This is a genomic window from Leclercia pneumoniae (genome assembly GCF_017348915.1).
GTDB classification, from domain to species: domain Bacteria; phylum Pseudomonadota; class Gammaproteobacteria; order Enterobacterales; family Enterobacteriaceae; genus Enterobacter; species Enterobacter pneumoniae.
In genome coordinates, this window is the sequence record NZ_CP071383.1 from 434,594 (window position 1) to 447,364 (window position 12,771).

Below are 12,771 nucleotides of genomic sequence, written 5' to 3' on the forward strand. Positions count from 1 at the left end.
CAGAACGGTTAGGCCAGCTGAGGAGGCAGGCAGACACCAATACCGCCGATACCGCAGTAGCCGTACGGATTTTTGTGCAGGTACTGCTGATGGTCATCTTCCGCGTAGTAGAACGGCGTGGCCGTCGCGATTTCGGTGGTGACATGACGGGTATCATGGGCATCGATCATCGCTTGCTGGAAGCGTGCCAGGCTGTCACGTGCCGCGGCATCCTGCTCCGGAGTCAGCGGGTAGATCGCCGAGCGGTACTGCGTACCGTGGTCATTACCCTGGCGCATGCCCTGAGCGGGATCGTGATTCTCCCAGAAAACCTGCAGCAGTTGTTCGTAGCTGATCACTGCAGGATCGTACACTACGCGCACCGCTTCAGCGTGCCCGGTCTGGCCGGAGCAGACTTCGCGGTAGGTCGGATTAGGGGTATAGCCACCGCTGTAGCCTGCTGCGGTACTGTAGACGCCGGGCAACTGCCAGAAGAGGCGCTCAACGCCCCAGAAGCAGCCCATGGCGAAGATCGCGATCTCCATGCCGTCCGGGACGTTAGTCATGGAGTGGCCGTTAACGGCGTGCAGGGTGGCGACAGGCATTGGGGTGTTACGTCCCGGTAATGCATCCGCCTGAGCAACAAGGTGCTTTTTATCAAATATACTCACGGTGTGGCCTCCGGGGTAAAGGTGTTGGGGTTAAGGTTGTCACGACGCGTTTAATTGAACACAATAATTACGCTGAATGAGTCTAGATTTAAACATAAGAAATATTAGGGTGCTCAGCCATTTTTCAACCCACTAAACGGGTTTTGGGCTCTATGCCGTGATACGCCGCGGAGCGGCACTTCAAATGCTTCCAGGGTGGAAACAAGGATATTCAGGAGAAAACGTGCCAAAGATCCGCCAGTTATGTTTGGTCAGTTTATTGCTGACAAGCGGAGTCGCCAGCGCGGCGAATGTCCGTTTGCAGGTTGAAGGGTTAACCGGTGCGCTGCAAAAAAACGTGCGAGCGCAGCTTTCGACCATCGAAAGTGATGAAGTCACGCCAGACAGGCGCTTTCGCGCACGCGTGGACGATGCCATCCGCGAAGGGTTAAAAGCGTTGGGTTATTACGAACCCACCATCGAATTTGATCTTCGCCCGCCGCCGGCTAAAGGGCGCCAGGTGCTGATTGCCCGCGTCTCGCCGGGCGAGCCGGTAAAAATTGGCGGCACCGACGTGGTGCTGCGCGGTGGAGCGCGTGACGATCAGGATTACATTAAGTTATTGCACGATCGTCCGGCTATCGGCACGGTGCTGAACCATTCCGACTACGAAGGTTTCAAAAAAAATCTCACCCGTGTCGCCTTGCGCAAAGGTTACTTCGACAGCCAGTTTAATAAGAGCCAGTTAGGCATCGCCCTGGACCGGCATCAGGCTTTCTGGGATATCGACTACGACAGCGGCCAACGCTACCGTTTTGGCGATGTCACCTTTGAAGGGTCGCAAATCCGCGACGAATACCTGCAAAACTTAATCCCCTTTAAAGAGGGGGATTTCTATGAGTCAAAAGACCTGGCCGAACTGAACCGGCGTCTTTCCGCTACCGGCTGGTTTAACTCAGTAGTGGTGGCACCCGAGTTCGACAAAGCTCGTCAGAGCAAGGTATTACCGCTGCACGGCGTGGTCTCACCCCGCACCGAAAACACCATTGAAACCGGGGTAGGTTACTCCACGGACGTCGGGCCGCGCGTTAAAGCGACCTGGAAAAAACCGTGGATGAACTCCTACGGCCACAGCCTAACCACCAGCGCCAGCATCTCGGCCCCGGAGCAGCAACTCGATTTCAGCTATAAAATGCCGCTGCTGAAAAACCCGCTGGAGCAATATTACCTGCTGCAGGGCGGATTCAAGCGTACCGATCTGAACGACACCGAGGCAGACTCCACCACCCTTGCCATATCGCGCTACTGGGATCTCTCCAGCGGCTGGCTGCGGGCGATTAACCTGCGCTGGAGTCTCGATCACTTTACCCAGGCGAACGTGACTAACACCACGATGCTGCTCTACCCGGGGGTCATGATTAGCCGTACACGCTCCCGCGGCGGCCTGATGCCGACGTGGGGGGATTCTCAGCGTTACTCGGTGGATTACTCCAATAGCGCCTGGGGCTCCGACGTGGACTTTGTGGTCGTGCAGGCCCAGAACGCCTGGATTCGCACCCTCTACGATCGCCACCGCTTTGTGGTCCGCGGTAATCTGGGCTGGATCGAAACCGGCGATTTCGACAAGGTGCCGCCCGACCTGCGTTTCTTCGCCGGTGGTGACCGCAGTATTCGCGGCTATAAATACAAATCCATCGCGCCGGAAGATAACGAAGGCAAGCTGATCGGGGCCTCGAAGCTGGCCACCGGCTCGCTGGAGTATCAATATAACGTGACAGGTAAGTGGTGGGGGGCGACCTTCATCGACAGCGGCGAAGCGGTGAGTGACATTCGCCGTAGCGATTTTAAAACCGGCGCCGGGGTTGGCGTGCGCTGGGAATCGCCGGTGGGGCCGATCAAGCTCGACTTTGCCGTGCCGATAGGTGACAAAGACAACCACGATCTGCAGTTTTATATCGGTCTGGGGCCAGAATTATGAGTTTATGGAAGAAGATAAGCCTCGGCGTACTGATTTTTATTCTGCTGCTGCTGGGGACGGTGGCCTTCCTGGTGGGCACCACCAGCGGCCTGCATGTACTGTTTAAGGCGGCGAACCGCTGGGTACCGGGGCTGGAAATTGGCCAGGTGACCGGCGGCTGGCGCGATCTGCATTTGAGGAACGTGCGTTATACCCAGCCGGGCGTGGCTGTAAATGCGGGCGATTTTCACCTTGCGGTGAAGCTGGGCTGTTTGCGCGACAGCAAACTTTGCGTCAATGACCTCTCGCTTAAAGACGTCAACGTGGCGATTGATTCAAGCAAAATGCCGAAATCGGCGCCGCCAGAAGAGGAGGACAGCGGCCCGCTGAACCTCTCTACGCCGTATGAAATCGCCCTTTATCGGGTGGCGTTGAACAACGTTAACGTCAAAATCGACGATACCACGGTCTCGGTGATGGACTTCACGTCCGGCCTGCGCTGGCAGGAGAAAAACCTGACCCTGACCCCGACCTCGTTACAGGGGCTCTTGATTGCCCTGCCAAAAGTGGCCGACGTGGCGCAGGAAGAGATTGTCGATCCAAAAATTCAGAAGCCGCAGCCGGAGGAAAAACCGCTTGGCGAGACGCTGAAGGATCTCTTCTCAAAACCGGTTCTGCCGGAGATGACCGACGTTCATCTGCCGCTCAATCTTAATATCGAAGAATTTAAGGGCGAGCAGCTGCGCCTGACCGGTGACACCGACCTGACCGTCTTTAACATGCTGCTTAAAGTCAGCAGCATTGACGGCAACATGAAGCTCAATGCGCTGGATATCGATACCAACCAGGGGAGCGTGAATGCGACCGGCAATGCGCTGCTGCGTGATAACTGGCCGGTAAATATCACCCTTAATAGCGCCCTCAATATCGATCCGCTCAAAGGCGAGAAGGTGAAGCTGAAGGTAGGCGGTGCCCTGCGCGACCAGCTGGAATTTGGCGTTAATCTCTCTGGCCCGGTGGATATGGTGCTGCGCGGCCAGACCCGCCTTGCCGAAGCCGGCCTGCCGCTCAATCTGGAGCTGGTAAGCGAGCAACTCTACTGGCCATTCACCGGTGAGAAGCAGTACCAGGCCGATGATCTGAAGCTGAAGCTCAGCGGCAAAATGACCGATTACACCCTGTCGTTCCGCACGGCGGTGAAGGGCGAAGGTTTACCGCCCGAGACCATTACCCTTGATGCAAAGGGCAATGAGCAGCAGGTTAACCTCGATAAGCTCACCGTGGCGGCGCTGGAAGGCAAAACCGAACTGACGGCACTCCTCGACTGGCAGCAGGCTATCAGCTGGCGTGGTGAGCTGAAGCTGGCAGGTATTAATACGGCAAAAGAGTTCCCGGAGTGGCCATCGAAGCTCGACGGGCTGATCAAAACGCGCGGCAGTCTGTACGGCGGGACCTGGCAAATGGACGTGCCGGAGATCAAGCTGGCCGGCAACGTGAAACAGAACAAGGTCAAAGTTGATGGTTCCCTGAAGGGCAACAGCTATCTCCAGTGGACTATCCCGGGGCTGCACGTGGCGCTGGGACGTAATAACGCGGATATCAAAGGCGAGCTAGGGGTAAAAGACCTCAACCTCGACGCCACTATTGATGCGCCCAATCTGGATAACGCCCTGCCAGGGCTAGGCGGTACGGCCAAAGGACTGGTGAAAGTGCGCGGTACGGTAGAGGCGCCGCAGCTGCTGGCGGATATCACCGCCAATAACCTGCGCTGGCAAGAACTCTCCGTGGCCCGCGTGCGCGTAGAGGGCGACGTAAAATCCACCGATCAGATTGCCGGTAACCTGAACCTGCGCGTTGAGCGCATTGCTCAGCCGAGCGTCAATCTGAGTCTGGTGACCCTGCAGGCCAAAGGCAGCGAGAAGCAGCACGATCTCCAGCTGCGGGTGCAGGGTGAGCCGGTTGCCGGCCAGCTGCATCTGACCGGCAGCTTTGACCGTCAGGCGCAGCGCTGGAAAGGCACGCTGGATAACACCCGCTTCACCACCCCGGTGGGGCCGGTGGCGCTCTCCCGCTCTGTCGCGCTGGATTACCGCAACGCGGAACAAAAAATCAGCATTGGCCCGCACTGCTGGACCAACCCGAACGCCGAGCTGTGTCTCCCTCAGGCCGTTGATGCCGGTGCCGAAGGTCGCGCGGTCGTGAATCTGAACCGCTTCGACCTGGCGATGCTGAAACCCTTTATGCCCGAGACGACGCAGGCGAGCGGCGTATTCAGCGGTAAAGCGGATGTGGCGTGGGATACCACCAAACCGGGCCTGCCACAGGGCAGCGTGACGCTTGCCGGACGAAACGTGAAGGTGTCGCAGGAGGTCAATGGTGCACCGCTGCCGCTGGACTTCAGTACGCTCAACCTGCGTGCCGATCTGCACAACAACCGCGCCCAGCTGGAGTGGTTAATTCGTCTGGTCAACAACGGCCAACTCGATGGTCAGGTGCAGATAAGCGATCCACAGGGGCAGCGTAATCTGGGCGGCAACGTCAATATTCGCAACCTCAACCTGGCGATGGTCAACACCATCTTCTCACGCGGCGAAAAGGCGGCGGGGATGCTGAATGCCAACCTGCGCCTGGCGGGGAATGCGCAGAGCCCGCAGCTGTTTGGCCAGATGCAGCTGAACGGCGTGGACATCGACGGTAACTTTATGCCGTTTGATATGCAGCCAAGCCAGCTCGCGATGAACTTCAACGGCATGAGTTCGACGCTTGCCGGGGTCGTGCGCACGCAGCAGAGGCAGATCAACCTGAGCGGCGATGCGGACTGGAGCCAGCTTGATAACTGGCGCGCGCGGGTGGCCGCGAAGGGCAGCAAGGTGCGTATCACGGTGCCGCCAATGGTGCGGCTGGATGTCTCGCCGGACGTGGTATTTGAAGCGACGCCGAGCCTCTTCACCCTCGATGGTCGTGTGGATGTGCCCTGGGCGCGAATCGTGGTGCACGACCTGCCAGAGAGCGCGGTGGGCGTCTCCAGCGACGAGGTGATGCTTGATAACAATCTGCAGCCCAAAGAGGCGCAGAGCGCGGGCATCCCGATTAACAGCAACCTGATAGTCCACGTAGGCAACAACGTGCGTCTGGATGCCTTTGGCCTGAAGGCCCGCCTTACCGGCGACCTGAAGGTAGCCCAGGATAAGCAGGGGCTGGGGCTTAACGGACAGATCAATATTCCGGAAGGGCGCTTCCATGCCTACGGCCAGGATCTGCTTGTGCGTAAAGGCGAGCTGCTCTTCTCTGGCCCGCCGGACCAGCCGCTGCTGAATATTGAAGCGATCCGTAATCCGGAGTCGACAGAAAATGACGTGATTGCCGGAGTGCGGGTAACCGGCACCGCCGACGAACCGAAAGCGGAGATCTTCTCTGACCCGGCGATGTCGCAACAGGAAGCGCTCTCTTACCTGCTGCGCGGCCAGGGGCTGGACAGCAACCAGAGCGACAGTGCTGCTATGACCTCAATGTTAGTTGGCCTGGGGGTTGCACAAAGTGGGCAGGTTGTGGGTAAAATCGGCGAGACGTTTGGCGTAAGCAATCTGGCGCTGGACACCCAGGGGGGCGGTGACTCCTCGCAGGTGGTGGTCAGCGGCTATGTTCTGCCGGGTCTGCAGGTAAAATACGGTGTGGGGATCTTTGACTCCTTAGCGACTCTCACGTTACGCTATCGCCTGATGCCTAAGCTATATCTGGAAGCGGTGTCTGGCGTAGACCAGGCACTCGATCTGCTCTATCAGTTTGAGTTTTAGCAATGCGAATATTTGTCTACGGCAGTTTACGAACCAAGCAAGGCAACAGCCACTGGATGACCAACGCCCAGTTGCTGGGTAATTACAATGTCGAGAACTACCAGTTGTACAGTCTGGGCCACTATCCAGGCGCGGTTCCGGGAAACGGAACGGTACAAGGTGAGGTCTACCGCATTGATAATGCCACGCTAGCCGAACTTGATGCCTTGCGCACCAGGGGCGGTGAATATGCACGCCAGTTGATCCAGACGCCATACGGGAGTGCATGGATGTACGTGTACCAACGTCCGGTCGAAGGCTTAACGCTGATTGAAAGCGGCAATTGGTTAGACAGAGACCAGTACTGACCCCGCTTGAAGATTGAAATGAACAACGCCACCCTCGGGTGGCGTTGTTTTTTGCGATGGCACTCGCGATTGGCCGGGAAACGGCTCACCTCATTGTAAATTCTTGCGTAACGCTTTCCCGAATGTTGAACAAGACACTTTTTCTGCTGGCGCGCACAAAAAACCTCGCGTAAAACGGATAATATCTTCTCAGGAGTTATACTTTGTATAATCTGGAGGGGTTATGCGTATTACGATTAAGAAATGGGGAAATAGCGCTGGGGTCATCATCCCCGGCGCCATCATGAAAGAACTTAACATGCAGGTGGGACAGAGTATGGAAGCTCAGGTCGTTGATAATCAGGTGGTACTTAAACCTCTCAGTAAGCGTTACACCCTTGAAGAACTGCTGGCGCAGTGCGATCCGAACGCGGCGCCCGCCACGGAAGATGAACTGTGGGGCAATGCAGGGCCGATGGGCAATGAAGTATGGTGAGGGCGTTGACGTACGATCGGGGCGATATCGTGCTGGTCAACTTTTCTCCTGCAAACGGCCATGAACAGCAAGGCGCTGGTCGGCCAGCGCTGGTGCTTTCCCTCAGTACGTTTAATCAGACCGGTATGGTGCTGGTGGCCCCCATTACGCAGGGCGGTAGTTATGCCCGCTACGCCGGGTTTGCCGTGCCTGTAAGCTGCGAAGAGGGGGATGTGCAGGGGGCCGTGCTGGTTAATCAGCTCCGGATGATGGATCTGCATGCCCGGCAGGCGAAAAAGATCGCCATCGCAACGGATGAGGTCGTAGAGGATGCCCTGCTGCGTCTGCAGGCCATTATCGACTGACTCAGGTAAATGCCACCCTCGGGTGGCGTTGTTTTTTTAATTCCCTTCCTGGCGCAGCTTAAAGATCTGCACCGTGTCCAGCAGCTGCTCCGCCTGGCGGTGCATGGCCCTGGCCGCGGCTGAGGACTCCTGCGAGAGCGTCGCATTCTGCTGCGTGGCGGTGTCCATATGGGTGACTGCCACGTTGACCTGGTCGATCCCGTTGCTCTGTTCATGGCTGGCATGAGAAATCGCCTCGATCAGCTCGCTCACTTTACTCACGCTGTGCAGGATATCTGCCATTGCCGCGCCGGCCTCTTTCACCTGGCCGTTCCCTTCGTCGATGCGACTGACCGAGCGGTCGATCAACACCCGAATCTCTTTCGCCGCAGCCGCGGAGCGTTGCGCCAGGGCACGCACTTCCGCCGCCACCACCGCAAAGCCTCGCCCTTCGCTACCGGCACGGGCGGCTTCGACGGCGGCGTTCAGCGCCAGAATATTGGTCTGGAAGGCGATACTGTCGATCATGCTAATAATGGTGTTGATTTCGCTGGAGAAGTTATGAATCTCGTTCATGGTCTGTACCGCGCGTTCCACCGCTTGCTCACCCTGCCGGGCTACCTGATGGGCGCTACGGGCGAGATCGCTGGCAGTCTGCGAATTCTCTGCGTTGCTCTTCACCACCGACGTCAACTCCTCCATCGAGGCGGCTGTCTGCTCCAGCGCGCTGGCCTGGGCTTCATTTCGCGAAGAGAGCTCATGGCTACCGCTGGCAATTTGTGCTGAGGCGGTGGCGATGGTCTCGGTGCCGCTACGCACGCCAGAGACAATGCGCGTCAGATTGACGTTCATCTCCTGCAGTGCGCGCATCAGTTCGGCGGTCTCATCGCGACCGGCAATGGTAAAGCGTGACTGCAAATCGCCGGCCGCCACGGTGCGGGCAATGCTCACTGCCTGTGCCAGCGGGCGGGTAATACTGCGAATCAGCCACCAGGTTACCAGCAGTCCTGCCGCGAGCGTCAACGCCATGGCCAGCAGGAGCATCCAGCGCGTCTCCTGAAAGCGCGCCTGGTTCTGGGCAATGGTGTGCTGGTGGAGCGCTTTTGCGTGGGCCAGCGTTTGGGCAACCACCTCGTCGATCCTTTTTGTCGGCTCGCGGTCAATGCCGGTCACCTGTTTATCCACCTCCTGTGCGCTGGTCACATCACCCACCCGATAGGCGTTCAGCGCCGACAGATACTGCTGCTGCAGCCCGGCGTGGATCGCCCGTGTCGCCAGCACCTGCTGATTATCCATCCCGATTTTCGGCAGCAGTTCGCTCAGGTGCGTTAAGAGCGCCTGGGTGTTCTGGCTCTCGCGAATAAAGGCCGCTTTATATTTATCGAACGCCGCCTGCCCCTGAGCCCCGCGCAGCAGGGTGTTCTTCCACTCCTGAACCTGGATCTTGAACTGCACCTGCGCATTACGCGCGGTATCAATGCTCTCGGTAATGGTCTGTTCCATCGTCATAATCTGTTCATTCTGCGTCAGGCTGTTGCTGTTTATCGCCAACCCACGCAAACCGATAAATAACGTCGCAAGCAGGAGCAGCGAGGCCAGCAGCCCCAGTCGTTGGCCGATGGTGAGTGTGTTGAGTTTCATCTGTAGCGGGGATTCCCTGTAGGTAATAAAGCGATCGCGATCACGTCCCGAAGATATCGACCCGCATCAGGCAGACTTTATGGCAGTAACCCGGCATTAGGGCAGGGGGAAAGCGTTATCTAATTAATACTGATAGGGAAAAGTGCTTTGTGACAATTTCGTGACATTTCACTTTGGCGGGGGGCGGAGGCGAGGCTCAGGTATACAGGCAAAAAAAAACCCCGACGTATCGGGGTCTTATAATCAGGAAAGCATTACTTCTTCGCTGCGCGCTCGAAGGAGGCAACGATCTCAGCTTTCGCCGCTTCTGCGTTGTCCCAGCCGTCAACTTTAACCCATTTGCCTTTCTCGAGATCTTTGTAGTGCTCGAAGAAGTGGGAGATCTGCGCTTTCAGCAGCTCTGGCAGGTCGTTCACATCTTTAATGTGATCGTACTCTTTGCTCAGTTTGGTGTGCGGTACAGCAACCAGCTTCGCATCTTCGCCCGCTTCGTCAGTCATTTTCAGCACGCCAACCGGACGGCAGCGAATCACTGAGCCTGGCTGCAGTGGGTACGGCGTAGGGACCAGAACGTCAACCGGGTCACCATCCAGAGACAGGGTGTTATTGATGTAGCCGTAGTTGCACGGATAGAACATCGCGGTAGACATGAAACGGTCAACAAACAGTGCGCCGGTGTCTTTGTCGATTTCGTATTTGATCGGATCGGCGTTAGCCGGGATTTCGATAACTACATAGATGTCTTCTGGCAGTTCTTTACCCGCAGGGACGTTGAGTAAGCTCATGTCTGTGTCCTTTAAAATGATTGGCAAACAAGTGGCGAGTATTATAGCCAACTCACGCTGAATGTCTTTGCCTGTTTTCGTCTCTTCTGCCTGCTCAGGGCCCTTTTCAGCCTCTTCTCATGACAGGAATGTCCATAAACTCAGCCGCATTTTTAATGGTTCGATGAAAGCGATTACAAACTTGTGATTAACGTTTTATTCACTTTTCCGAAGTGTGATGTAACGCAATCTGTAACACCTGCCATTGGCTATAGTTTGTTCGCAGAACACCTTTTACCCAACAATAAACTACCCTACGAGGACGTTCTTATGTGGAAGCGCTTACTTCTCGTCACAGCAGTTTCGGCAGCCATGTCGTCTATGGCAATGGCCGCCCCTTTAACCGTAGGATTCTCGCAGGTCGGCTCTGAGTCCGGCTGGCGCGCCGCTGAGACCAGCGTCGCCAAAAGCGAGGCGGAGAAACGCGGCATTACGCTGAAGGTTGCCGACGGCCAGCAAAAGCAGGAAAACCAGATCAAAGCTGTGCGTTCGTTTATTGCGCAGGGCGTTGACGCCATCTTCATCGCGCCGGTGGTGGCGACCGGCTGGGAACCGGTTTTGAAAGAGGCAAAAGACGCTGAAATTCCGGTCTTCTTGCTCGACCGATCAGTGGACGTCAAAGACAAATCTCTCTATATGACCACCGTCACCGCCAACAACGTTCTGGAAGGACAATTAATAGGCGAATGGCTGATCAAAGAGGTCAACGGCAAGCCCTGTAACGTAGTGGAGCTGCAGGGGACCGTGGGCGCCAGCGTCGCCATCGATCGTAAGAAGGGCTTCGCCGAGGCCATCGCCAAAGCGCCAAACATTAAAATCATCCGCTCTCAGTCCGGCGACTTTACCCGCAGTAAAGGTAAAGAGGTCATGGAGAGCTTTATCAAAGCGGAAAACAACGGCAAGAACATCTGCATGGTTTACGCCCATAACGATGACATGGTGATCGGGGCTATTCAGGCCATCAAAGAGGCGGGTCTGAAGCCAGGTAAAGATATCCTCACCGGCTCCATCGACGGCGTACCGGATATCTATAAAGCGATGATCGACGGTGAAGCCAATGCCAGCGTCGAGCTGACGCCGAACATGGCGGGCCCGGCCTTCGACGCGCTGGAAAAATTCAAGAAAGACGGCACCCTGCCAGAGAAAGTCACCATCACCAAGTCCACTCTCTATCTGCCTGATACTGCAAAAGAAGAGTTAGAGAAAAAGAAAAATATGGGCTACTGAGTCTTTACTTCCCTCTCCCCCGTTGGGGAGAGGGTGAGAGAACACTATGACAACTGACCAACATCAGGAAATCCTTCGCACTGAGGGGCTCTGTAAATACTTCCCCGGCGTCAAAGCGCTGGATGGTGTCGACTTTAGTCTGCGTCGCGGGGAGATCATGGCGCTGCTGGGTGAAAACGGCGCCGGCAAATCGACCCTCATCAAGGCGCTGACCGGGGTCTATCATGCCGACCGGGGTACCATCTGGCTGGAAGGGAACGCCATCTCTCCGAAAAATACGGCCCATGCCCAGCAGCTGGGGATTGGCACGGTCTACCAGGAGGTGAATCTGCTGCCGAACATGTCGGTGGCTGATAATCTGTTTATTGGTCGGGAACCAAGACGCTTTGGCCTGCTACGCCGCAAAGAGATGGAGGCGCGCGCCACCCGGCTGATGGAATCTTATGGCTTCTCGCTCGACGTGCGCGAGCCGCTCAACCGCTTTTCCGTGGCGATGCAGCAAATCGTCGCCATCTGCCGTGCTATCGACCTCTCGGCGAAGGTACTGATCCTCGACGAGCCCACCGCCAGCCTCGATACCCAGGAGGTCGAAATGCTCTTCACCCTGATGCGCCAGCTGCGTGATCAGGGGGTAAGCCTGATTTTCGTCACCCACTTCCTCGATCAGGTATATGCGGTGAGCGACCGCATTACCGTGCTGCGTAACGGAAGCTTTGTCGGTTGCCGCGAAACCCGCGAACTGCCGCAGATCGAGCTGGTGAAAATGATGCTGGGGCGCGAACTCGACACCCATGCGTTGCAACGCGCGGGCCGCACGCTGTTAAGCGATAAACCCGTGGCGGCATTTAAGGACTACGGTAAAAAAGGGACCATTGCGCCGTTCGATCTGGAGGTTCGTCCCGGTGAGATCGTCGGCCTGGCGGGGCTGTTAGGCTCCGGACGCACCGAAACCGCTGAAGTGATTTTTGGCATTAAGCCTGCCGATAGCGGTACGGCCCTGATCAAGGGCAAGCCGCAGACCTTGCGATCTCCCCATCACGCCTCCTGTCTGGGGATTGGCTTCTGCCCGGAAGATCGTAAAACCGACGGCATTATTGCCGCTGCCTCGGTACGGGAAAATATCATACTGGCGCTGCAGGCCCAGCGCGGCTGGCTGCGCCCGATCCCACGTAAAGAGCAGAACGCCATTGCTGAGCGCTTTATCCGCCAGCTAGGGATCCGCACCCCCAGCGCCGAGCAGCCCATTGAATTCCTCTCCGGCGGTAATCAGCAAAAAGTGCTGCTCTCCCGCTGGCTTCTCACCAAACCGCAATTCCTGATCCTTGATGAGCCCACGCGTGGCATCGACGTGGGGGCGCATGCGGAGATCATTCGCCTGATCGAAACCCTGTGTGCCGACGGGCTGGCGCTGCTGGTCATCTCGTCCGAGCTGGAGGAGCTGGTGGGTTACGCCGATCGCGTCATCATTATGCGCGATCGCAAGCAGGTGGCAGAGATCCCGCTGGATGCGCTTTCCGTTCCGGCAATTATGAATGCCATCGCGGCATAAGGAGA

Annotated in this window: 10 protein-coding genes; 7 read left to right on the top strand and 3 right to left on the bottom strand. The window is 57.0% G+C overall.

Annotation, left to right across the window (positions count from 1 at the left end; genetic code table 11):
* Positions 1-8: 8 nt before the first annotated feature.
* Positions 9-650 (bottom strand): peptide-methionine (S)-S-oxide reductase MsrA, encoded by a 642-nt coding sequence (msrA, locus tag JZ655_RS02040; protein ID WP_040077466.1) that lies wholly within the window; start codon positions 648-650, stop codon positions 9-11.
* Positions 651-873: 223 nt separating this feature from the next.
* Between msrA and tamA the strand changes: the two genes are divergently transcribed.
* The 5 genes from tamA to JZ655_RS02065 all read left to right on the top strand — a co-directional run bounded on the left by tamA (position 874) and on the right by JZ655_RS02065 (position 7,546).
* Positions 874-2,607, top strand: a complete 1,734-nt coding sequence (gene tamA, locus JZ655_RS02045) for an autotransporter assembly complex protein TamA (RefSeq protein ID WP_207292874.1) — start codon at positions 874-876, stop codon at positions 2,605-2,607.
* Positions 2,604-6,380: an autotransporter assembly complex protein TamB gene (tamB, locus tag JZ655_RS02050; RefSeq protein ID WP_207292875.1), complete on the top strand. Its 3,777-nt coding sequence runs from the start codon at positions 2,604-2,606 to the stop codon at positions 6,378-6,380. Before tamA ends, tamB begins: the two co-directional genes overlap by 4 nt.
* Before the next feature lie 2 nt (positions 6,381-6,382).
* Positions 6,383-6,727 carry a gamma-glutamylcyclotransferase family protein gene (locus JZ655_RS02055; RefSeq protein ID WP_040077463.1) on the top strand — a complete coding sequence of 115 codons (345 nt, stop codon included), beginning with the start codon at positions 6,383-6,385 and terminating at the stop codon, positions 6,725-6,727.
* 223 nt (positions 6,728-6,950) lie between these two features.
* Positions 6,951-7,202 (top strand): AbrB/MazE/SpoVT family DNA-binding domain-containing protein, encoded by a 252-nt coding sequence (locus JZ655_RS02060; protein ID WP_040077462.1) that lies wholly within the window; start codon positions 6,951-6,953, stop codon positions 7,200-7,202.
* On the top strand, positions 7,196-7,546 hold the full coding sequence (locus JZ655_RS02065; protein ID WP_207292876.1) for a type II toxin-antitoxin system ChpB family toxin: 351 nt from the start codon (positions 7,196-7,198) through the stop codon (positions 7,544-7,546). Before JZ655_RS02060 ends, JZ655_RS02065 begins: the two co-directional genes overlap by 7 nt.
* Before the next feature lie 36 nt (positions 7,547-7,582).
* On the opposite strand, the gene JZ655_RS02070 is transcribed toward JZ655_RS02065, so the two are convergent.
* Both JZ655_RS02070 and ppa read right to left on the bottom strand, forming a co-directional pair.
* Positions 7,583-9,166, bottom strand: coding sequence for a methyl-accepting chemotaxis protein (locus JZ655_RS02070; protein WP_207292877.1), 1,584 nt, complete (start codon positions 9,164-9,166; stop codon positions 7,583-7,585).
* Positions 9,167-9,420: 254 nt separating this feature from the next.
* Entirely contained in the window at positions 9,421-9,951 is a 531-nt protein-coding gene (gene ppa, locus JZ655_RS02075) for an inorganic diphosphatase (RefSeq protein WP_040077459.1), read from the bottom strand.
* 309 nt (positions 9,952-10,260) lie between these two features.
* On the opposite strand from ppa, the gene ytfQ reads away from it, so the two are divergent.
* The gene (gene ytfQ, locus JZ655_RS02080) at positions 10,261-11,217 is read left to right on the top strand and encodes a galactofuranose ABC transporter substrate-binding protein YtfQ (RefSeq protein WP_046886414.1); all 957 of its coding nucleotides are present in this window, start codon (positions 10,261-10,263) and stop codon (positions 11,215-11,217) included.
* Between the two features lie 46 nt (positions 11,218-11,263).
* A complete protein-coding gene (gene ytfR / locus JZ655_RS02085) occupies positions 11,264-12,766 on the top strand; it encodes a galactofuranose ABC transporter, ATP-binding protein YtfR (RefSeq protein ID WP_040077456.1) in 1,503 nt (500 codons plus the stop codon).
* Positions 12,767-12,771: the final 5 nt, after the last annotated feature.